19 protein-coding genes are annotated in these 20,285 nt (G+C 73.1%); 15 read left to right on the top strand and 4 right to left on the bottom strand.

Annotated elements, in window-relative coordinates; translation table 11 throughout:
• Positions 1–19: 19 nt before the first annotated feature.
• The 6 genes from ACH495_RS06550 to ACH495_RS06525 all read left to right on the top strand — a co-directional run bounded on the left by ACH495_RS06550 (position 20) and on the right by ACH495_RS06525 (position 7,748).
• Positions 20–1,657 (top strand): hypothetical protein, encoded by a 1,638-nt coding sequence (locus ACH495_RS06550; RefSeq protein WP_396856739.1) that lies wholly within the window; start codon positions 20–22, stop codon positions 1,655–1,657.
• A gap of 169 nt (positions 1,658–1,826) precedes the next feature.
• The gene (locus tag ACH495_RS06545) at positions 1,827–2,933 is read left to right on the top strand and encodes an ABC transporter ATP-binding protein (RefSeq protein ID WP_396856738.1); all 1,107 of its coding nucleotides are present in this window, start codon (positions 1,827–1,829) and stop codon (positions 2,931–2,933) included.
• Positions 2,930–3,952: an ABC transporter ATP-binding protein gene (locus tag ACH495_RS06540; protein ID WP_396856737.1), complete on the top strand. Its 1,023-nt coding sequence runs from the start codon at positions 2,930–2,932 to the stop codon at positions 3,950–3,952. Before ACH495_RS06545 ends, ACH495_RS06540 begins: the two co-directional genes overlap by 4 nt.
• On the top strand, positions 3,949–4,956 hold the full coding sequence (locus tag ACH495_RS06535; RefSeq protein WP_396856736.1) for an ABC transporter permease: 1,008 nt from the start codon (positions 3,949–3,951) through the stop codon (positions 4,954–4,956). The genes ACH495_RS06540 and ACH495_RS06535 overlap by 4 nt, the downstream gene beginning before the upstream one ends.
• Positions 4,957–4,967: 11 nt before the next feature.
• On the top strand, positions 4,968–5,954 hold the full coding sequence (locus tag ACH495_RS06530) for an ABC transporter permease (protein WP_396856735.1): 987 nt from the start codon (positions 4,968–4,970) through the stop codon (positions 5,952–5,954).
• A gap of 48 nt (positions 5,955–6,002) precedes the next feature.
• Positions 6,003–7,748, top strand: a complete 1,746-nt coding sequence (locus ACH495_RS06525; protein WP_396856734.1) for an ABC transporter substrate-binding protein — start codon at positions 6,003–6,005, stop codon at positions 7,746–7,748.
• A gap of 126 nt (positions 7,749–7,874) precedes the next feature.
• Here ACH495_RS06525 and ACH495_RS06520 read toward each other — a convergent pair whose 3' ends face one another.
• Positions 7,875–8,090 (bottom strand): hypothetical protein, encoded by a 216-nt coding sequence (locus tag ACH495_RS06520; protein WP_396856733.1) that lies wholly within the window; start codon positions 8,088–8,090, stop codon positions 7,875–7,877.
• Between the two features lie 136 nt (positions 8,091–8,226).
• On the opposite strand from ACH495_RS06520, the gene ACH495_RS06515 reads away from it, so the two are divergent.
• A complete protein-coding gene (locus tag ACH495_RS06515) occupies positions 8,227–8,370 on the top strand; it encodes a hypothetical protein (protein WP_396856732.1) in 144 nt (47 codons plus the stop codon).
• Positions 8,371–8,549: 179 nt separating this feature from the next.
• Here the strand turns inward: ACH495_RS06515 and ACH495_RS06510 are convergent, their stop codons facing one another.
• Positions 8,550–10,694: a prolyl oligopeptidase family serine peptidase gene (locus tag ACH495_RS06510; RefSeq protein WP_396856731.1), complete on the bottom strand. Its 2,145-nt coding sequence runs from the start codon at positions 10,692–10,694 to the stop codon at positions 8,550–8,552.
• An 87-nt stretch (positions 10,695–10,781) separates the two neighbouring features.
• Here ACH495_RS06510 and mshB point away from each other — a divergent pair, with 87 nt between their 5' ends.
• The 3 genes from mshB (at position 10,782) to ACH495_RS06495 (ending at position 12,744) form a co-directional block, all read left to right on the top strand.
• Positions 10,782–11,702, top strand: coding sequence for an N-acetyl-1-D-myo-inositol-2-amino-2-deoxy-alpha-D-glucopyranoside deacetylase (gene mshB, locus ACH495_RS06505; protein WP_396856730.1), 921 nt, complete (start codon positions 10,782–10,784; stop codon positions 11,700–11,702).
• A complete protein-coding gene (locus ACH495_RS06500; RefSeq protein WP_396856729.1) occupies positions 11,699–12,193 on the top strand; it encodes a hypothetical protein in 495 nt (164 codons plus the stop codon). Before mshB ends, ACH495_RS06500 begins: the two co-directional genes overlap by 4 nt.
• Before the next feature lie 86 nt (positions 12,194–12,279).
• Entirely contained in the window at positions 12,280–12,744 is a 465-nt protein-coding gene (locus ACH495_RS06495) for a hypothetical protein (protein WP_396856728.1), read from the top strand.
• A gap of 2 nt (positions 12,745–12,746) precedes the next feature.
• Here ACH495_RS06495 and ACH495_RS06490 read toward each other — a convergent pair whose 3' ends face one another.
• Positions 12,747–13,709: a GNAT family N-acetyltransferase gene (locus ACH495_RS06490; RefSeq protein ID WP_396856727.1), complete on the bottom strand. Its 963-nt coding sequence runs from the start codon at positions 13,707–13,709 to the stop codon at positions 12,747–12,749.
• A 79-nt stretch (positions 13,710–13,788) separates the two neighbouring features.
• Between ACH495_RS06490 and fdxA the strand changes: the two genes are divergently transcribed.
• The 5 genes from fdxA (at position 13,789) to ACH495_RS06465 (ending at position 17,677) form a co-directional block, all read left to right on the top strand.
• Positions 13,789–14,115 carry a ferredoxin gene (gene fdxA / locus ACH495_RS06485; RefSeq protein WP_396856726.1) on the top strand — a complete coding sequence of 109 codons (327 nt, stop codon included), beginning with the start codon at positions 13,789–13,791 and terminating at the stop codon, positions 14,113–14,115.
• On the top strand, positions 14,112–15,230 hold the full coding sequence (dapC, locus tag ACH495_RS06480) for a succinyldiaminopimelate transaminase (protein ID WP_396857327.1): 1,119 nt from the start codon (positions 14,112–14,114) through the stop codon (positions 15,228–15,230). Before fdxA ends, dapC begins: the two co-directional genes overlap by 4 nt.
• Before the next feature lie 127 nt (positions 15,231–15,357).
• The gene (locus ACH495_RS06475; RefSeq protein WP_396856725.1) at positions 15,358–16,383 is read left to right on the top strand and encodes a prephenate dehydrogenase; all 1,026 of its coding nucleotides are present in this window, start codon (positions 15,358–15,360) and stop codon (positions 16,381–16,383) included.
• A gap of 5 nt (positions 16,384–16,388) precedes the next feature.
• Positions 16,389–17,030 (top strand): SIMPL domain-containing protein, encoded by a 642-nt coding sequence (locus ACH495_RS06470; RefSeq protein WP_396856724.1) that lies wholly within the window; start codon positions 16,389–16,391, stop codon positions 17,028–17,030.
• Positions 17,030–17,677 (top strand): nucleoside/nucleotide kinase family protein, encoded by a 648-nt coding sequence (locus tag ACH495_RS06465; RefSeq protein ID WP_396856723.1) that lies wholly within the window; start codon positions 17,030–17,032, stop codon positions 17,675–17,677. The genes ACH495_RS06470 and ACH495_RS06465 overlap by 1 nt, the downstream gene beginning before the upstream one ends.
• A 22-nt stretch (positions 17,678–17,699) precedes the next feature.
• Here the strand turns inward: ACH495_RS06465 and ACH495_RS06460 are convergent, their stop codons facing one another.
• Positions 17,700–20,267 carry a hypothetical protein gene (locus tag ACH495_RS06460; protein ID WP_396856722.1) on the bottom strand — a complete coding sequence of 856 codons (2,568 nt, stop codon included), beginning with the start codon at positions 20,265–20,267 and terminating at the stop codon, positions 17,700–17,702.
• Positions 20,268–20,285 lie beyond the last annotated feature (18 nt).

Genomic DNA, 20,285 nt, shown 5'->3' with positions numbered 1-20,285 from the left:
GCGCTGATAAGAAGTGCTCATGTCTGCCAATTCCGCGCGCCGGCTGCTCCACGGCGCGTTGACGCTCGTCGTCATGGTCGCCACGACCATGGTCGGCGCCTCCGCCGCACACGCCGCGGCCCCGCGACTCGGGCTCACCGCTCTCGCCTTCGCCGACACCACCGTGGACGCGACCGGGAGCTACGCCGCCAACACGCTCACCTGGACGGTCACCAACACCGACCCGGACGCCGACTACGTCTTCGGCACCGTCACGATGCGCATGCGCAGCACGGTCACCGGGGAACTGGTCGGCCACGACTGGGTCGCGCGTTACGCCTATCAGGAAACCTGCTGCGGCGACGGTGTGTACGAGTCGGGGACCCCGCAGGAATCCACCTACTCGTTCGCCCTTCCGGTCCGGCGCTACTCCGACGCGGACACCGCGGTCTGGGAGGTCACCAAGGTCTCCGTCAGTTCCCGGGATGCCACGGCCACCTTCTCGGGCACCCGCCTCCAGTCGTTCGGCTACCGGTTCACGGCTCGGACGCTCATCGACTCGTCCGGGCCGAGCGCCGACTCGATCTCGCTCAACTCCCCGGTGCGCCGCCCCTACTTCTACGTGGGGAGCGGTCCGGCCACGGTGACGTACGACTTCACCGTGCAGGACTGGCAGTCCGGCTTCTGGAAGGGCACGATCCGGTTGGCTGGTCCGGGCGGGACGACCGTCAGCACCGGCTTCACCTGGGAGCGTGAGGAATACAGCACCGGCCTGCGGTGCGGCCGGGTGAGCAGTGGCCAGCAGGACGGCGTCTACATGGCGTGCTCGATCGACGTGGTCGTGCCCGCCGACGCGGCGGCCGGCAACTGGCGGGTGGCCGCGTTGGTGCTCCGGAACAACGCCGGGGGGACGACCACCTACAAGAATCCGACCGCGCCGTCCATCACCACCACTACCAACTCGACGGTACGCGCGAGCGCCTTCGCGGTCGATCCGAACCCGGTGGACAACTGGCGCGATTCGGTGATGACCGAGCTCAGCATGGTCGTGACCGACACGCGGAAGGGGCTCTCGACCGTCGAGCTGGACCTCACCGGCGGCTGCCAGCAGTGGGGGCTCCCGACCACCAGGGCGGACGGCCGCGTCGCGGTGCAGGTCAGGGTGTATCAGCAGACCGAGAAGTGCGTGGTCGAGGGCCTGGCGGTGGTCGACGGCGCCGGAAACGTGGCGCTCTACGGCAGCACGTACGGCGCACCCGACCCCGGGCTGACGATCCGGCGGGTGCCGAGCACCAACCCGCCGATCGCGCGGAGCGCCCGCCTCGATCCGTCGTCGGTGCCGGCGAGTGAGGTGGCACAGACCTCGGTCAAGCTCACCATCGACGCCGAGGTGCAGGTCGCGCCGATCAACGGTTTGGGGGTCTACCTGTACGACGCCGACGGCGACGTGGTGTCGCAGTCCTTCGGCGGCAGCAGCCAGGCGCCCGACGGGACGGTGACCAGTTGGCTCTACCTGCCGTGGCAGGGTCTCGCCCCGGGTGAGTACACGGTGGGCTTCGTGCTCAGCGACGCCGCCCGGGCCAGCACCGCGTACGACATGCCGGATCGCGCGGACAGCCGGACGCTGCCGGGCGGCCCGGTGGTCCTCACCGTCACCGAGGACGTCTCCGCGGGCTGACGTCTCCCGGTGGGCGGGCCCTCGGCCCGCCCACCGGGATCCACCGGCAAGATCGACAGAGCGGAGACCAGGTCGTTACGCTGCGACCGCTGACAGCCTGCACTTTGTAGCTTATTTTCGCCTCCAGAGATTTGCTGTAGGTTCTCTTCGTCACCGAGGAGGAGGCGTCATGGGCAGGTCGGAGTCGGTGCCGTCCGGGGAGCCGGGCCGCCCCGAAGTGCCGGAGCAGCGCTCCGCCGAAGCGCCCTATCTCCAGGTCACGGACCTGCGGGTGCGTTTCGACACCGAGGACGGTGTGGTGCGGGCCGTGGACGGGGTGTCGTTCGCGGTCGAGCGGGGTCGCACGCTCGGCATCGTGGGCGAGTCCGGTTCCGGCAAGAGCGTCACGTCGTTGGCGATCCTGGGCCTGCACAGCACGTCCAGGCGGGCGACCGTCACCGGGGAGATCTCCGTCGGCGGGCGTCAGCTCGTCGGCCTGCCCGATGAGGAGGTACGGCGGCTGCGTGGCCGGGACATGGCGATGATCTTCCAGGATCCGCTGTCGGCGTTGCACCCGTACTACTCGGTGGGCAAGCAGATCGCGGAGGCGTACCGGGTGCACCACCCGAGGGCGGGGAAGCGGGAGGCCCGCACCCGGGCGGTGGACATGCTGGACCGGGTCGGCATTCCGCAGCCGGCAAAGCGGTTCGAGCAGTACCCGCACGAGTTCTCCGGTGGGATGCGGCAGCGCGCGATGATCGCGATGGCGCTGGTCAACGACCCCGACCTGCTGATCGCCGACGAGCCGACCACGGCGTTGGACGTGACCGTGCAGGCGCAGATCCTGGACCTGCTGGCTGATCTGCAGGCGGAGTTCCGGTCGGCCATCATCCTGATCACGCATGATCTGGGGGTGGTCAGCCAGGTGGCGGACGACGTCCTCGTCATGTACGGCGGCCGGGCCGTGGAGCACGGCAGCGTGGCGCAGGTGTTGCGGACGCCGCAGCATCCGTACACCTGGGGGTTGTTGTCGAGCGTGCCGTCGCTGCACGGCGACGCCGACGCGGACCTGGTGCCGATCCCGGGCAACCCGCCGTCGTTGATCCATCTGCCGTCGGGGTGTGCGTTCCATCCCCGCTGTCGCTACGCCGACGTCAACGGCGACCGCTCTCGCACGGAGGTGCCCGCGCTCCGGGCGGCCGGGGAGGCGGGGCATCTGGTGGCCTGCCACCTGCCGGCCGAGGAGCGCACCCGGCTCTACCAGCAGGACATCGCCCAGGTGGGAGTGGCCCGATGAGCGTCGAGACCGAGCCGCTGTTGTCGGTGCGCGGGTTGAGCAAGCATTTCCCGGTGCGCAACGGGCTGCGCGGCAGGGGTGCGGTGCGGGCGGTCGACGGCCTGGACTTCGACGTGCGCCCGGGGGAGACCCTCGGGCTGGTGGGGGAGTCCGGGTGTGGGAAGACGACGACCGGGCGGATGCTGGTGCGGCTGCTGGAACCCACCAGCGGTTCGATCCGGTTCGCCGGTCGGGACATCACCCACGCCGGCCGTCGTGACCTGCGCGGCCTGCGCCAGGATTTGCAGATCATCTTCCAGGACCCGTACGCGTCGTTGAACCCCCGACACACCGTCGGTCGGATCGTGGCGATGCCGTTGCAGGTCAACAACATCGCCCCGCCCGGAGGGGTCAAACGCCGGGTGCAGGAGTTGCTGGAACTGGTCGGGTTGAACCCGGAGCACTACAACAGGTATCCGCACGAGTTCTCCGGCGGGCAACGCCAACGCGTCGGTATCGCCCGCGCCCTCGCGCTCAAACCGAAGCTGATCGTGGCCGACGAGCCCGTCTCCGCGTTGGACGTGTCGATTCAGGCGCAGGTCATCAACCTGCTGCGAGGGCTGCAACGCGATCTGGGCCTGGCGTTCGTGTTCATCGCCCACGACCTCGCGGTGATCCGCCACTTCTCCCACCGCGTCGCCGTCATGTACCTCGGCAAGATCGTCGAGATCGGTGACCGGGACGCCATCTACACCCGCCCGCAGCACCCCTACACCCGGGCGCTGCTGTCGGCCATCCCGGACGTCACCACCCTCGGCCCCGCCGGCCGCATCCGCCTCACCGGCGACGTCCCCACCCCCCTCGACCCGCCCTCGGGCTGCCGCTTCCGGACCCGCTGCTGGAAAGCCACCGACCACTGCGCCACCGACACACCCGCACTGACCACCCGCGACGGCGGCAGCCAACACACCGCCTGCCACTACCCGGAGAACGGCCCGATCGCGGTCTCGACCAGCGAATCCGTGGAGGTGTCGAAATGAGCCTGTCCCCGGTCGAGGGGGTTGCGCTGGCCGAGATCGAGTCGCCAGGTGACGGCGACGAGCGCCGGGACAAGGAGTTCGTCGGCCGGTCACCCGGTCAACTCGCCCTGGCCCGACTCCGGCGGGACCGCACGGCCCTGGTCAGTGGCGCGCTCCTCGTCTTCTTCGTGCTGGTTGCGCTGGCCGTGCCGCTGATCGAGGCGCTGTACGGGGTGGGGCCGAAGGAACAGTTCCAGGGCCGGCTCGACGGCTACGGCATGCCGCTGGGTTACGCCGGCGGCGTCACCGGCGAGCACTGGTTCGGGCTGGAGCCCGGGCTGGGCCGGGACATCTTCATCCGGATGGTGCACGGGCTGCGGACGTCGCTGTTCATCGCGTTCGCCGCGGCGGTGCTGACCGCCGCCATCGGCGTCACGCTGGGCACGCTCGCCGGCTACCTCGGTGGCTGGCTGGACACCGTGATCAACTGGATCACCGACCTGACGCTGGCCATGCCGTTCCTGATCATCGCGCTGGCGCTGATGCCGACCGTGGCGTTGCGCTTCTACGGCCAGCGGGAGGCCGTCCCGGCGTACTTCCAGATCGGGGTGCTCATCGCGATCTTCGCGCTGTTCGGCTGGACCAGCACGGCCCGGCTGGTCCGGGGCCAGATCATCGCGCTGCGCGAGCGCGAGTTCGTGGAGGCGGCGCGCGCCAGCGGCGCCGGGCTGGGGCACATGCTGTTCCGTCAGTTGCTGCCGAACGTCTGGGCGCCGATCCTGGTCGCGTTCTCGCTGGCGGTCCCGCAGTACATCACCAGCGAGGCGGCGCTGTCGTTCATCGGCGTCGGGCTGACCGACGAGACGCCGAGCTTCGGGCGGATGATCTACCGCAGCCTCGACTACCTCCAGACCGACCCGGCGTACGTCTTCTTCCCCGGCATCACGATCTTCGCGCTCGTGTTCGCCTTCAACCTCTTCGGGGACGCGCTGCGCGACGCGCTCGACCCGAAGTCGTCCCGGTAGGAGGCCGGTCCGTGACGCGTTTCCTCATCCGCCGGCTGCTCTCGGCCGCGCTCACCCTCTTCGCGGTCAGCGTGCTCAGCTTCCTGATGTTCTTCGCCCTGCCGCGTGACCCGGTCACCGGCATGTGCCCGAAGAACTGCAACCCGGAGCGGCTGGAGCGGGTCCGCCAGGAGTTGGGCCTGCGCGACCCGCTGATCAGCCAGTACGCCGGCTACATGAAGGGCATCGTCACCGGACGGGACCTGGGCAGCGCCCAGGGCGGCCGGTGCGACGCGCCCTGCCTCGGCTGGTCGTACGTCTCCAACGAGGCGGTCTCCGACACCATCGCCCGGGTGCTGCCGGTGACGCTGAGCATCGTCATCCCGGCGGCGATCCTGTGGCTGCTGCTCGGCGTCGGCCTGGGCATGGTCTCGGCGCTGCGCCGGGGCAGCTGGCTGGACCGGGCGGCGATCGGCTTCTCGTTGACCGGCGCCTCGTTGCAGCTCTACTTCGTCGGCGCGGTGCTGCTCATCGTGTTCGTCTACAACCTGCGACTGCTGCCGGTGCCGAGCTACACCTCGTTGTTCGACGATCCGCTCAAGTGGAGCAGTGGGCTGGTCCTGGCCTGGGTGGCGCTGGCCTTCCTCTTCTCCGCCATCTACGCCCGGCTGTCCCGGGCGCAGATGCTGGAGACGCTGTCGGAGGACTTCGTCCGCACCGCCCGGGCCAAGGGCCTGGCCAAACGGACGGTCTACGGGCGGCATGCGCTGCGGGCGGCGATCACGCCGGTGGTGACCATCGCCGGCCTGGACGTCGGCGGCGCGCTCGGCGGCACGGTGATCACCGAGACGACGTTCGGGCTCAACGGGATGGGCCGGACCGCGGTGGACGCGGTCCGCGCCGGTGACCTGCCGACCATCATGGCGACCGTGCTGATCGCGGCGGTCTTCGTGGTGCTGGCCAACGTGGTGGTGGACCTGCTCTACGCGGTGATCGATCCCCGGGTGCGACTGGGCTGAACGCCCGGCCCGACGAGACCCATCGAAACTATTACCTGGAGGTAGAAGATGCGACGACCACGCGCAGCGGTCGCCGTCGGCGGCGCCATCGCACTCGTGGTGGGGCTGGGCGCCTGCTCGGAGAACACGGGCGAGGGCACCACCGTGGACGGCAACCGGCAGCAGACCGGCGTCATCGCGACCGACCCCAAGGACTCCCAGGGGCCTGCCGCGGAGGTGGACGGCGCGGCCAAGGGCGGCACGTTCACCATCATCCGGGAGACCCCCATCTCCCACCTGGACCCGCAGCGGACGTACTCGTTCGCCGGCCTGATGGCCAACCCGCTCTTCGCGCGCTACCTGACCACCTGGAAGGACGACGGCAAGGGCGGCCTGGTGCTGGTCGGCGACCTGGCCGAGACCCCGGGCAAGAACGTCAACAACGACTGCAAGGTCTGGGAATTCACCATCAAGGACGGGGTGAAGTTCGAGGACGGCAGCCCGATCACCGCCAAGGAGATCGCGTACGGCATCGCCCGGTCCTTCGACCCGGACCTCACCGGCGGCCCGACCTACCTCCAGGAGTGGCTGGCCGACACCCCGCAGTTCGACACCAAGTGGGACTTCAAGAAGAACAAGACGTCGCTGCCGCCGGGCCTGACCACGCCGGACGACAAGACGCTGCGCTTCGAGTTCGCCAAGCCCCGCTGCGACCTGCCGTTCGCGGTCTCGCTGCCCACCACCGCGCCGCTCAAGCCGGAGAAGGACACCGGCGTCAACCTGGACCAGAAGCCGTTCTCGTCCGGCCCCTACAAGGTCGCCGCCAACCAGGTGGGTGTCCAGCTCACGCTGGACCGCAACCCGAACTGGGACGCGAAGACCGACCCGGTGCGGCACCAGTACCCGGACCAGTTCGTGTGGACCTTCGGCCCGACCCAGGACGCCGCCAACAACCGGGTGATCGCCGACAACGGCGCCGACCAGAGCGCGCTGGCCTTCAACTCGGTGCCTCCCTCGCTGGTCGCCAAGGTGGCCGGTGACCCGGCGCTGAAGTCCCGGACGCTGCTCTCCCCGACCCCGAGCGCCAACCAGCTCGTGATCAACACCCAGCGGGTCAAGGACCTCAAGATCCGCCAGGCGCTCAACTACGCGATCGACCGGGAGGGCCTGGTCAAGGCGCTCGGCGGCCAGACCGTCGCCCAGCCGATCACCACCCTGATGCCGCCGTCCACCATCGGCTACAAGGCGTACGACGCCTACCCGGCCGGCGCCAACGGCAACACGGAGAAGGCGAAGGAGCTTCTGGGCGGCCAGACGCCGGAGCTGGTCCTCGGCGTCGCGGACAACACCAACGAGCAGCAGCAGGCGGTCCAGCTCAAGGGCAACCTGGAGCGCGCCGGCTTCAAGATCACCGTGCGGAACATCCCGGACGACTCGAAGCTGGACGAGGTCAAGAAGAAGAACAACCCGTGGGACCTCTACATCGGCAACTGGGCCGCGGACTGGCCCAGCGGCGCGTCGATCCTGCCGGTGCTCTACGACGGCCGCACCATCAAGGCCGAGGGCAACAGCAACTCGTCGTACTTCAACGACGACGCGATCAACGCCGAGATGGACCGGATCCTGGCCATGCCCCCGGCCGACCAGGGCCCGGAGTGGGGCAAGCTCGACGAGCGGATCATGAAGGAGTTCGCGCCGGTGGTGCCGCTCTACGTCGACGTGGCGTACAACGTGCACGGCTCGAAGGCCGGCGGCGTCTTCATCTCCTCAGTCTTCGGCTACCCGAACTTCGTCAACGCGTACGTAAAGCAGTAGCGCCGGAGATCTTGGTATGGGGCCGTTTCGTACCAAGATCTCGTCTGGCTGAGCCCCGGACCGGTGCCAAGTGCCGGCCGGGGCTCACTCGTTTGAGGACGGCCGAACAGCGTCCTGGCGCTGCGCCTATTCCTCGTCGTCCGCCGGCCGGGGTGGGCGGTGGTCCCGGATGTAGCGCTCGACGTCCCGCTTGAGCCAGACCGCGCCGACGGACAGTTCCTGGTACGGCGTAGGGAAAGCGGGGTGCCGCCGGATCTCCCGAAACCTCGACCTGCCCACCCCGAGCATCTTCAAGATCTCGCCGGCTGCGACGAGTTCGCCCGGTCCCGTCTCCTTGGTCACGCCTTCGACGGTAGGAGCGAGCTGGCCCGACATTGTCTACGCGATTAAATAACCCCACCCATGTAGACCCGTCAAGGTTGACGGGGCAATGTGCGCTAGGGCGTGATGGGGCGAGGCCCTATCCCAGGAGGTCGACGTGTGGCGACACGCCCCGCTCAAGCCGATCTGGATCTGCACCGCTTGCGCCCACCCCTGGCCCTGCGGGCCTGCCCGCTTGGAGCTGGCCGCCCAGTACGCCAGCGAACCGCACTACCTGGCGTTGGACATGGCGGGCTGCTGAACGGGGCGGCCGAGGATCTGACTCGGCTGAACCCGGCCCCACCCGACCCGGGGGCGCTCCACGGTCGATTCCTCGGCTGGATGCGGCACCTGACGGTCACCCACAGCCGCAGCCGCGGCCACTTCGAGTGTTAAGCGGGGCCCCCGCCTATACCGAATGCGTTAAGCGGGGCCCCCGCCTTACAAGTAGCGGCGGAGGAAGTCCAGCTCCAGGCGGAGCAGGCGCTCGGAGACGCCGCCCGCCGCCAGGTGACTCGCGCCGGTCAGCGGCAACACCGCGTGGGGGCGGCCGGTGGCCAGCAGCGCGGCGGAGAGCCGCAGCGTGTGCGCGGCCAGCACGTTGTCGTCGAGCAGGCCGTGCACCAGCAGCATGGGCCGGGCGTCGGCCGGGTCGCCGAGCGGTTCGGCGGCCAGCTCCACCAGCGAGTGGTGGGCGTAGACGTCCATGCCGTCCTCCGGCATCCCCAGGTAGCGCTCGCTGTAGGCGGTGTCGTACAGCGCCCAGTCGGTGACCGGCGCGCCCACGATCGCGCACCGGAACAGCTCCGGGTGGCGCAGCACCGCCAGGCCGGCGAGCCAGCCGCCGAACGACCAGCCGCGCACCGCCACCCGGTCCAGGTCCAGGTCGGGGTGCTTGCCGGCGAGCGCGGTCAGCGCGTCCACCTGGTCGGTCAGGATCACGTCCGCGACGCGGCGGTGGATCGCCTTCTCGAACGAGGGCGCGATGCCGGGCGTGCCCCGGTTGTCCACGGTCACCACTGCGAAGCCCTGCTCGGCCCACCACTGCCGCTCCAGCCAGGCGCTGCGGGCCGCGATCACCTCCTGGTGGCCCGGGCCGCCGTAGACGTCCACCAGCACCGGCAGCCGGGTGCCCTTGACGTGCTCGGCCGGGTAGAGCACCGCGCTGGGCAGCCGCCGGTCGGTCACCCGCACCAGCGTCGGGCGCGGCGCGTACGAGCAGGTGGCGGCCAGCGAGCGCAGCTCGCCCACCTCACGGTCGCCGTGCCACACCCGCCAGCGGACCCCCGCGTACTCCAGCGAGGCGACGCCCACCGCCAGTGTGGACCCGCCGATGGCGGCGGTGTGCCAGCCCGGGTCGCTGCCCATCCGGCGGGCGTCCATCCCACCGCCGATGGTGGTCCGCACCCGGAAGAGGTGGCGCTGGCTGGGTTCGCCCTCGCTCGCCTCGACCAGCAGGTCGGCGGCCGTGTCGGGGCCGGCCGGCAGCCGCCCGACCACCCGCCGCACGTACAGCGAGGGCGGGGTGAGTAGCGTGCCGTCGGCGAACAGGCAGCGGGCGTCGTACCCGTCGTGGGCCAGTTCGCCGCCGACCAGCACGCGCCCGTCGGGCAGGTGCGCCGGGGTGCCCGGGATCGGTTCCACCCAGCGCGGGTCGGCCAGTTCGGCGTGCACCTGCGTCTCCCCGGTGCGCGGGTCCACCGCGAGCACCAGGCCGTGCTGCTGGGAACGGCGCAGCACCGTGATCAGCGGCCCACCGTCAGCCCATTCCACCGAGCTGAGGTAGGGATAGGTCTCCCGGTCCCAGTGCACGTCGACCCAGCCGCCGTCGAGGTCGAGCAGGTGCAGGCTGACCTCCGCGTTCGGGCCACCCGCCACCGGGTACGCCAGCGACGTCGGCGGGCTCGCCGGGTCGGCCGGGTCGTGCAGGTACCAGCGTGGCAGGCGGGACTCGTCGACCCGGGCGGCCAGCACCGCACGCCCGTCCGGGGCCCACCAGTAGCCCCGGTGACGGTGGAACTCCTCGGCCGCGATGTGCTCGGCCAGCCCCCAGGTCACGCCGCTGTCCTCGCCGGCGAGCAGGTTGTCCGTACCGTCCGGCTCGACCACCCGGAGCTGGCCCCGGCGGACGCCCTCGGCGGCGTCGGTGACGTAGGCCAGCCGCTCGCCGGTCGGGTCCGGACGCGGGTCGATGACCGGCCCCACGGTGGCCACCTCGACCACGTCGCCGTGCCTGAGGTCGGCCCGGAACAGCCGCCCGGCCAGCGCGAACGTGGCCACCCGGCCGGCCGCGTCCAGCGCGTAGGAGCCGATGCCGCCGGAGCTGAGCCGCAGCCGCTCGCGCCGCGCCCGCTCGCCGGGCGCCAGGCGGACCGGCTCGGCGTCCGTGCCCAGCAGCACCGCCGGGTCGGCGACCAGGCGCTCCTCGCCGGTGTCGACGTCGAGCAGCCAGAGCGCGTCGGCCGGGTCCTCCGGACCTGCGGAACGCAGGAAGATCACCCGGGAGCCGTCACCGGCGACGGTCACGGCGCGCGGCGCCCCCAGGCTGAACCGACGGGTACGGGCGGCCAGCTCGGGAAAGTCCACGCCTGCAGATCGTAGGCGGGCACCGGGCGTGATGTGGCCGACCTGGACGGACGCATGACCGCCGGACGGGCAGGACCGCCGGTTAGAGTGACGGGCGTGACGACGCTGCCCGACCGACGCCTGCTGCTGGTCCACGCGCACCCCGACGACGAGTCGATCGGCACCGGCGCGACGATGGCGCACTACGCCGCCGCCGGCGCCCACGTCACGCTGGTGACCTGCACGCTGGGTGAGGAGGGCGAGATCCACGTGCCGGCGCTGGCCGGGCTCGCCGCGGCGGAGGCCGACCAGCTCGGCGGCTACCGGATCGGCGAGCTGGCCGCGGCCTGCGCCGCGCTCGGCGTCACCGACCACCGGTTCCTCGGCGGCGCGGGCCGCTACCGCGACTCCGGGATGATGGGGATGGCCACCAACGAGCACCCGCGGGCGTTCTGGCGGGCCGACCTGGACGTGGCCGCCGGGCACCTGCTGGAGATCGTCCGCGAGGTCCGCCCCCAGGTGGTGGTCACCTACGACCCGAACGGCTTCTACGGCCATCCCGACCACATCCAGGCGCACCGGGTGACGATGCGGGCGGTGGAGCTGGCCGCGGCCGAGGGGATCGCCCCGGCGAAGGTCTACTGGACGGCCATGCCGCGCAGCGTGCTGGACGCCGGCCTGGAGGCGTTCACCGAGTCGTCGGACAATCCCTTCGCCGGCATCTCCGACGCCGACGAGCTGCCGTTCGGCACGCCGGACGCGCGGATCGCGGCGCGGGTCGACGCCACCGAGCAGCACGCCGCCAAGGAGGCGGCGATGCGCGCCCACGCCACGCAGATCCCGGCCGACTCCTGGCTCTACGCGATCGCCGGCAACTTCGGCGCCGAGTTCATGGGAGTGGAATACTTCACGCTCGCGGTCGGCGAGAGGGGGCCGGGCGTCGGCCCGTACGGCTGGGAGGACGACCTCTTCGCCGGGCTGGCAGTGGACGGGCCGGATCGTTCCCCGGTCGCGGCCGGTCTCCGGTGACGTCGTCGGCCGTACCCGTGTCGGTCCTTCCGGAGCAGCCGTCGCCCGCGCCGCCCAGCGGCGCGGAGCGGGCGTTGGACCGTGTGCTGCGGGTGGCCGGTGGCGTGGTGTCGGTCTGGGCCGGCGCGTTGTTCGCGCTGCTCGACCTGATCTTCGCCACCTGGGCCTGGGAGACGGTGCAGGGCCGTTCCGGTGGCGCCCAGGCGCTGGTCGGCATCGGGCTGGCGGTCGCCGGGATCGCCGCCGTGGCGGCGTCGACGGTGCTGCTGGGCTGGTTCGCGCACTCCTCGACGGGCAGCCGGTGGGCGGTGGCGCTGGCCGCGCTGCCGTGGTTCCTGGTGATCGTCGTGGGCGGGTTCCGGACCACCGAGGGCGACCTGGCGCTCGCCGGTGACAACGTGCTCGGCCTGGCGTTGATCGTCGCCGGCGCGGTCACCTTCGCGGTGCTCGGCTTCCGGCACGTGGTGACACCGCCGCCGGCTCACCGGTGAGGTGCTGACGCCGCACCGGCGACGGTGGTAGACATTCCTGCCAGAGGCTCGCCGCCGGGGCGGGCGGTACGTGCGGGAGGCGTGCGATGGGTCAGCGGTGGCGTGCGGTCGGGGTGCTGGCGGCCGCGTTGTTCGCGGTCAACGTGGTGGCCCGGCTGGTCATCAAGTTCGCCTTCCCGGACGACGACACCGCCGCCGGCCGGGTCTCACTGGTGATGTTCCTGGCGATCGGCCTGATCCTGGCCGGCGCGGCGTTCCGCTGGGGCGCCGACCGGCCGGTCGGGCACTGGGCCGGTGACCTGGCCGTCGCGGTGGTCGCGGCGCTGGCGCTGACCGTCTTCGTCGGCCCGCTGCTGGTCGGCGAGAACCCGTTCGGTGGCGGCGCCGGCCTGTTCTTCGCCCAGATCTGGCTCTATCTCGCGGCCACCGCGGCCGGTGTGCTGGTCGGCTACCTGACCCTCACCGCGCTGGGCCGCGACTTCCGCTCCCGCCAGCTCAAGCGGTACGCCGAGCTGAAGGCGTCCCGGCCGCGGAAGATCGTCCGCCGCTGACGTCAGGGCGCCACCCGGGTCAGGTAGGTGTGGTGGGTGGTGAAGCCGAGCCGGCGGTAGAGCGCCACCGCGCCGGTGTTGTGCTGCTCGACCTGGAGGAACGCGCGGGTGGCGCCCTCGGCCGCGGCCCAGCCGGCCAGCGCGCGGACGACCGCGACGGCGTACCCGCGCCGGCGGGCCTCCGGCAGCACCTCGAGCAGGCTCACGCCGAGCCACCGGCCCCCGCCGGTGACGGTGCCCCGGCCCACGGCGAACAGCCGGCCGTCGACCCGTAGCTCGGCGAAGCGGATCCGGTCCACGGCGGTGAGCACGTGTCGCGCGGCGTCCGGGAGCCCGCCCTTGCGGTCGGCGGCGATCGCCAGCCAGTCGTCGGCGGGTGCGGCGGCCAGCGCCACCGGCGGCGGGTCGGCGGCGCCCGCCTCCGGCGCGGGGGCGGTCAGGGCGACCAGTGGGACGGTCTGGACCAGGGTCGGCGGGCGGGACGTCCAGCCGCGCGCGTCGAGTTCCGCGCCGACCGGGGCGGCCAGCGGCAGCGGCGTGTTCACCAGCGCCGGCTGGCCGAGGTCGGCGTACCAGCGCTGCACCGCGTCCAGCGCCGCCGGCAGCGGCCGGTCCGGGTCGCCGATCGGCAGCGCGCTGTTCGCCCGGCCGGTCCAGCCGGCGGCGGACCGCAGCCGCCAGTCGCCGAGCCGTGCGCGTACCGGAGCGGGCCACGCCTCGTCCGCGGCGGTCTCCAGGTCGACCACGGCGGCGGCGGTCGGCCGTCGGGCCGGTGGCACCCGCTTGGCCCGATGCACCTCGCCGACCGGGACGCGCAGCGGGCCGCCGTCGGTGGCCAGCGTGATGTGGGTCTCGCTCAGCTCGACCAACTCGCCGAGCGCGTCGGAGAACAGCGGCCGGCCCGCACGAATCCCCACAATCCGGCGGACCACGATCCGGTGTCCCACGTCCTGCTGTCGGAGCACGATCGACCCCCTCCCCGGCGAGATACTAGGCTCTTACCGTTGCGGATGATCGCGACGAGTCTTGCGGAGGAGAAGACCGGTGACCTACATCATCGCCGAGCCGTGCGTGGATGTGCTCGACAAGGCATGCATCGAGGAGTGCCCGGTCGACTGCATCTACGAGGGCAACCGGATGCTCTACATCCACCCCGACGAGTGCGTCGACTGTGGGGCCTGCGAGCCGGTCTGCCCGGTCGAAGCGATCTTCTACGAGGACGACGTGCCGGAGCAGTGGAAGGACTACACCGGCGCGAACTACGAGTTCTTCGAGGACCTGGGCTCGCCCGGGGGCGCCTCCAAGATCGGCAAGGTGGAGAAGGACGCCACCTTCGTCGCCGCGCAGCCGCCGCGCAGCGAGGACAACTGAGCCGGCCCGCGCCGGTTTCGGCCCGGCTGCCCGAGTTCACCTGGGACACGCTGGACGCCGCGGCCGCCACGGCCGCGGCGCACCCGGACGGTCTCATCAACCTCTCCATGGGTACGCCGGTCGACCCGGTGCCGCCGCTGATCCGGCAGGCGCTGGCCGACGCGTCGGACGCGCCGGGCTACCCGCTGACCGCGGGCACGCCCGCCCTGCGGGCCGCGATCACGGCCTGGGTGGCCCGGGCCTGCGGCGCGGGCGTCGACGGGCTGGGCGTGCTGCCCACCATCGGCTCCAAGGAACTGGTGGCCTGGCTGCCCACGCTGCTCGGGCTCGGCCCCGGTGACGTGGTCGTGGTGCCGTCCATCGCGTACCCGACGTACGAGGACGGCGCGCGACTGGCCGGTGCCACGACGGTGCGCAGCGACTCGCTGACCGCGCTCGGCCCGGACCCCCGGGTCCGCCTGGTCTGGGTCAACTCGCCGGGCAACCCGACCGGGCGGGTGCTGCCCGCCGCCCACCTGCGCAAGGTGGTCGAGTGGGCCCGGGAGCGCGGCGCGGTGGTCGCCAGCGACGAGTGCTACCTGCCGCTGGGCTGGGACGCCGAGCCCGTCTCGGTGCTCTCCCCGCAGGTGTGCGGCGGGGAGTACGCGGGCGTGCTGGCGGTGCACTCGCTCTCCAAGCGCTCCAACCTGGCCGGCTACCGGGCCGGCTTCGTGGCCGGTGACCCGGCGCTGGTGGCCGAGCTGCTCAAGATCCGCAAGCACGCCGGCATGATCGTGCCGGCGCCGGTGCAGGCCGCCATGGTGGCCGCGCTCGGCGACCAGGCGCACGCCGACGCCCAGCGGGAGCGGTACCGGGCGCGGCGGGAGAAGCTGCGGGCCGCGTTCACCGGCGCCGGCTTCACGGTCGAGCACTCCGAGGCCGGGCTCTATCTCTGGCTGACCCGCGGCGAGGACTGCTGGGACACGGTCGACTGGCTGGCCCGGCGCGGCATCCTGGTCGCCGCCGGCGTCTTCTACGGCCCGGCCGGCGCCCAACACGTCCGGGTGGCCCTCACCGAGTCCGACGCGCACGTCGACGCCGTGGCCGGCCGCTTGCAAGGCGGGGCCCCCGCTTAACGCTTCCGGCAGAGGCGGGGCCCCCGCTTAACGCCCTGCGCCCCGGCGGCGGGCCGGGCGATATCCTCGGCGGGACTTCCGCGGGGCCGCCCGGGCTCCGCCGACGACGCGGACCCGAGGTGGACCGATGGTGGGCGAGGCCGGCGGGCTGGCACACGCGGCGGTGGTCGGCACCGGGCTGATCGGCGGCTCGGTGCTGCTCCGGCTCCGCGACGCCGGGCTCGACGTCGCCGGCTGGGACCCGGACCCGGCCGTCCGGGGGCACCTGCGCGAGCGGGGCGTCCCGGTCGCCGAGACCGTCGAGGACGCGGTCGCCGGCCGGGACGTGGTGTTCGCCTGCGGCCCCCTGCCCACGCTGCCCACCACGCTGGCCCGGGTGGCCGCCGCCACCGACGACCGGTGCGTGCTCACGGACGTGGGCAGCGTCAAGGCGGAGGTGGCCACCGCCGCGAGCGCGCAGGGGCTCGGGCACCGGTTCGTACCGGGCCACCCGATGGCCGGCGCGGACCGGGCCGGGCTCGGCGCGGCCGGCCCGGAGCTGCTGGACGGCGCGGCCTGGGTGCTCTGCCCGGGGCCCACCGGGCTGGCCGCGTTCCGGCGGCTGGCCGCGTTGCTGGTGGACGTCTTCCACGCCCGGGTGGTGCCGATGTCGGCCTCGGAACACGACGCCGCCGCCGCGCTCGCGTCGCACGTGCCGCACGTGCTCGCCGGCGCGCTGGCCGGCACGGTGCAACGCTCGCCGTTGCGGGACGCGGTGCTGGCGTTGGCCGCCGGCAGTTTCTCCGACGGCACCCGGGTGGCCGGGGGGCCGCCCGAACGGACCGCGAACATGCTGCTCGGCAACCGGGACCGGGTGCTCGCCGAGCTGGCCGGGGTCGGTGACCTCCTCACCGAGCTGACCGCCGCGCTGCGGGCCGGGGACGCCGAGGCCCTGGCCGGCCGGCTGGCCGAGGGCCGGGCGGCGCGCGCCGCGCTGCGCGGCCGGGAGTTCGCCCCGCAGCGTCGGGAGTTCCCGGCCGACGCGGACCACGCCGGCGAGTTGGCCTACCTGCGGGAGCTGGGCGCGGCGGGGGGCCACCTGACCGGGTGCCGGGTGACGGCCGGCGCGGTCGGGTACACCGCGCACCTGCCGGCCACCCCGCCGTTAGGCTGAGCGGCATGGCGGACGCACCGGTCGTGGCGGTACGCGGCGAGGCGTACCGGGAGGTCGCGCCCGAGCTGGCCCGGTTCACGGTGACGGTGTCGGTGCGGGACCGCGACCGCGAGACCACGCTGACCCGGCTGGCCGAACGGGCCGCCGCGGTGCGGGCGCTGCTCGACGCCGCCGAGCCGACCGTGGCGCGGCGGGAGACCGGCCAGGTCAACGTGTGGCCGGTGACGAAGCGCTCGGGCGACCGGGTGGTGGCCTACCAGGGCAGCGTGAGCACCACGGTCACCGTCACCGACTTCAGCGCGCTCGGCGAGCTGATGCTCCGCCTGGCCGACCACGAGCAGGTCGAGGTGGCCGGCCCGGTGTGGTCGCTGCGGCCGGACAGCCCGGCGTACCGGGAGGTGCGGCACGCCGCGATCGCGGACGCGCTGGCCCGGGCGCGGGAGTACGCGGAGGCGCTCGGCGCGCGGGTCACCGCGCTGCGGGAGCTGGCCGACACCGGCCTGACCGCGGCTCCGCCGATGCTGGCCAAGGCGGCGTACGCCCGCTCCGGCGAGGCCGTGCCGGAGCTGGAGCTGGACCCGGCGCCGCAGCCGGTGCACGCGGCGGTCGAGGCGCGGTTCACCATCAGCGAGCCGGTGCTCGCCTGATGCCGCCGGCACAGGTGCTCCCGCTGGCCGAGCTGGTCGCCCGGGCGCGGGCGCTCGCCGCGGACGGCCCGCGACAGCTGCTCGGCATCGCCGGCGCGCCCGGCGTCGGCAAGTCGACGCTGGCGGAGCGGATCGTCGCCGAGGTGGGTCCGACCGCCCGGCTGGTGCCGATGGACGGCTTCCACCTGGCCGGTCCGGCGTTGACCCGGTTGGGCCGGGTGGGGCGCAAGGGCGCTCCGGACACGTTCGACGTCAACGGTTTCGTCGCCACGCTGCGTCGGTTGCGGCGGCTGGAGCCGACCTCGGTGTGGGCGCCGGAGTTCCGCCGCGACCTGGAGGAGCCGGTCGCCGGGGCGATCGAGGTGCCGCCCGAGGTGCGGCTGGTGGTCACCGAGGGCAACTACCTGCTGCTGCGGGACGACCCGTGGGAGGAGGTGCGTTCGCTGCTGCACCAGGCCTGGTTCCTCGACCTGGACGCCGAGCTGCGGCTGCGCCGCCTCACCGCCCGGCACGAGGCGTACGGGAAGTCGCCGGAGCAGGCCCGCGCCTGGGCGCTCGGCAGCGACGAGGAGAACGCCCGGCTGGTCGCCGGCACGGCCGGGCACGCCGACCTGGTGGTCCGGCTGGCCGAGCCGCCGCCGGCGTGACGCGCCACGGGCCGGGCGGCGGTCAGCCGACCCCCGGGCGCGGTGACGGCACGCTCCGGCGCAGCAGGCGGGCCACCACGGCCCGTTCGCGGGCGAACTCGACCGCCTCCGGGTAGCCGCTGTGGCTGCGGATCGGCGGGTCGGCCACCTCGCCGCCGGTCGGGTGCAGCGCCTCCGGGTCGGTCACCGCCACGTCCCGCTGCCCGGCGCTGACCTGCCAGCCGAGCGGGTCGGTGTCCCGCCAGAAGTTCGTCCAGGCGACGTGGCCGCCGGGCCAGGTGACAGCCCGGGCCAGCGTCCGCAGCCGCTCCGGCCCGAAGTAGGACGGGAAGATCCGGCCGTAGAGCCGGGTGAGCTGGCAGCCGTACGAGAAGAACCAGGTCCGCCGCCGCCACCGGCGGGGCAGGTGCAGCAGCATCGCGGCACAGATGACGGTGCCCTGACTGTGCCCGGAGAGGATCACGCCGTCCATCCGGTCCGGGTGGTGGGGCGGCAGCGCCAGCAGCCCGGCGACCCGGGTCTGGAGTTCCGGCACGGCCCGTTCGGCGTAGCTGGGCGGGGCGAGCGGGTGCGCGGCCCGCGGCCAGAACGTGCACACGTCCCAGACCACGCCGACCGAGCGGCGGACCGAGTCGGTGCGGTAGACCATCAGCCCGAGTGCGCTCGTCACCACCGGCAGCCAGCCGAGCACGGCGTCGCCGAGTTCGGCGGTCCAGTGGATCACGATCTGCCAGCCGGCCGGGGAGAGCGGGCTGGGCCGGTGGCCGGAGAGCGCCGCGGTGCAGCACATGATGATCAGGAGCGCGGCCCCGGCCGCGAACCAGCCGATCAGCCGGACCGCGTGCTCGCCCACCAGGCGGTGCAGCGCCCGGTAGGTGCTGACGTCGCGGCAGCGGCGCCTGTCGTGCGGGGAGAGGCCGTCGACCGAGGTCAGCCGGGCGTACTCCGCGCGGCGCAGCCGGTGCAGCAGGTATGCGGCGCGGACCAGCAGCCCGAGCAGGATGAGCAACCCGATCACGCAGGCCAGTCCGGCCCAGAAGACGGCGAGCGGCGGCACCACGCGTCCGGGGCCGGCGGGGTCGACCGGCCCGTCGAGCCGCTCACTGACCCAGTAGAGCAACCCGGCGCCGTACGCGACGGCCATCATCCAGCCGAAGCCCGCGATGACCGCAGGCGCGCAGCCGTGCCAGGCGAGGCCGGTGTACGCGCCGAGCGGCTGGGTCGGCACGGCGGGCCGGAGGCGCGGCATCAGCAGCCCGGCGACGGCCAGCGCGATGGCCGGGCCGACGAGCATCCAGGTGTGCAGCCCGGCCGGCGCGGCGGGCAGGCCGGGCAGACCGCGTTCTATCCAGGCCACCCCGAGCGGCAGCAGCACGGCGGCGGCGGCCGGCCCGGCCAGTGCCCGCCGGCCGGAGCGGTTCGCCGCGCCGATGGCCACCAACAGCAGCACCTGGTAGGTGACGAGCCAGGCGAGCGCGGTCTCGTAGCCGGGCAGCGGACGCGCGGCGCGGCAGCCGGCGAGGTCCGGGACCGCCGGGCACCCGACCGGTGGCCGGTACGTCGACAGCGGCCGGCCGGCCGGACCGTCCGGGAGCAGCAGGAGGACGAACGTGCCGACCAGTGCGAGCGCGGTGAGCACCGCCACCGCGATGCTCCACCGGCCCAGGGGGGTCGCACCCTGGCGGCGGGTCAGCCAGGGGCGGCCCACCGCGACCACGGCGATCGTCACCACTGCGGCGAACAGCGCCACGGTCGGCCAGGCGACCGCGGCGCGCAGGCCGCGCGGCGGGTCCATCAGCAGCACCGCGGTGACCGGCACGGCGGCGGCGGTCACCGCCCCGGCGCACAGGTGCAGCACCGCGGCGCGGCGTAGCTGCCCCTCGCCGTTCCAGAACGTCGGGTCCTGCAACGGGTTCTCCAGCGGTTCCGGCGGCTCGGGTGCCCCACCTCCGGCCGGGGCGGGGCGCGGCTCGGCCGGCATCTCCGCCTCGTACTGGTAGGTGCGCCAGGCGACCAGCCCGATCGTGCCCAGCACGAGCAGCGGCAGCAGCAGCCCGATGGCCAGGGCCCGGGTGTCGCGGCGCCACCAGGCGTTGCCGAGGAACTCCCACGGGCCGGGGAGCTGGCCCAGGCATTCCCGGCCCACGCACTGCCAGCCGACGAGGTCGACGCCGATGCCGGTCACGGCGATCACCAGCGTGCAGGTCAGGCTGAGGCAGAACAGTCGGATGAGCCAGGCGGTGATGCCGGATCGGCTGGCCCAGCGTTCCCGGTCCGGGTCCGCCGGGATGCCGGTGCGGGCGTGCAGCGCGACGTTCGCCAGCGCGAAGGGCAGCAGCAGCGTCCAGAGCGCGCGTTCGATGTCCCGCCGGGTCCGCGCGCCGGAGGTCAACTTCCCCCAGCTGTACGCCTCGACGCTGATCGGGTCGTCCCCCGCGGCCCGGGTGGAACGGTAGAAACCGGTCACCTGTCCGCCGGCGACCAGCTCCGGTTGGGGACCGTCACCGCCCGGTCCGGGGTCGAGGCCCAGCAGCTGATCCGGCGGGGTGTTCGACACGCCGTGCACCCGTAGTTCCAGCACGCGCTCCATGGGGGCCTCCCCAGAGTG

The organism is Micromonospora sp. NPDC018662 (genome assembly GCF_044391475.1).
Taxonomy (GTDB): domain Bacteria; phylum Actinomycetota; class Actinomycetes; order Mycobacteriales; family Micromonosporaceae; genus Micromonospora.
This window is presented reverse-complemented; position numbering and strand designations above follow the sequence as displayed.

What these genes read in the sequence shown, in the direction of transcription:
- ACH495_RS06550 (WP_396856739.1), top strand. Translation starts at nt 20, where the DNA reads ATGTCTGCCAATTCCGCGCGCCGGCTGCTCCACGGCGCGTTGACGCTC.
- ACH495_RS06545 (WP_396856738.1), top strand. Translation starts at nt 1,827, where the DNA reads ATGGGCAGGTCGGAGTCGGTGCCGTCCGGGGAGCCGGGCCGCCCCGAA.
- ACH495_RS06540 (WP_396856737.1), top strand. Translation starts at nt 2,930, where the DNA reads ATGAGCGTCGAGACCGAGCCGCTGTTGTCGGTGCGCGGGTTGAGCAAG.
- ACH495_RS06535 (WP_396856736.1), top strand. Translation starts at nt 3,949, where the DNA reads ATGAGCCTGTCCCCGGTCGAGGGGGTTGCGCTGGCCGAGATCGAGTCG.
- ACH495_RS06525 (WP_396856734.1), top strand. Translation starts at nt 6,003, where the DNA reads ATGCGACGACCACGCGCAGCGGTCGCCGTCGGCGGCGCCATCGCACTC.
- ACH495_RS06495 (WP_396856728.1), top strand. Translation starts at nt 12,280, where the DNA reads ATGGGTCAGCGGTGGCGTGCGGTCGGGGTGCTGGCGGCCGCGTTGTTC.
- ACH495_RS06475 (WP_396856725.1), top strand. Translation starts at nt 15,358, where the DNA reads ATGGTGGGCGAGGCCGGCGGGCTGGCACACGCGGCGGTGGTCGGCACC.
- ACH495_RS06470 (WP_396856724.1), top strand. Translation starts at nt 16,389, where the DNA reads ATGGCGGACGCACCGGTCGTGGCGGTACGCGGCGAGGCGTACCGGGAG.
- ACH495_RS06465 (WP_396856723.1), top strand. Translation starts at nt 17,030, where the DNA reads ATGCCGCCGGCACAGGTGCTCCCGCTGGCCGAGCTGGTCGCCCGGGCG.
- ACH495_RS06460 (WP_396856722.1), bottom strand. Translation starts at nt 20,267, where the DNA reads ATGGAGCGCGTGCTGGAACTACGGGTGCACGGCGTGTCGAACACCCCG.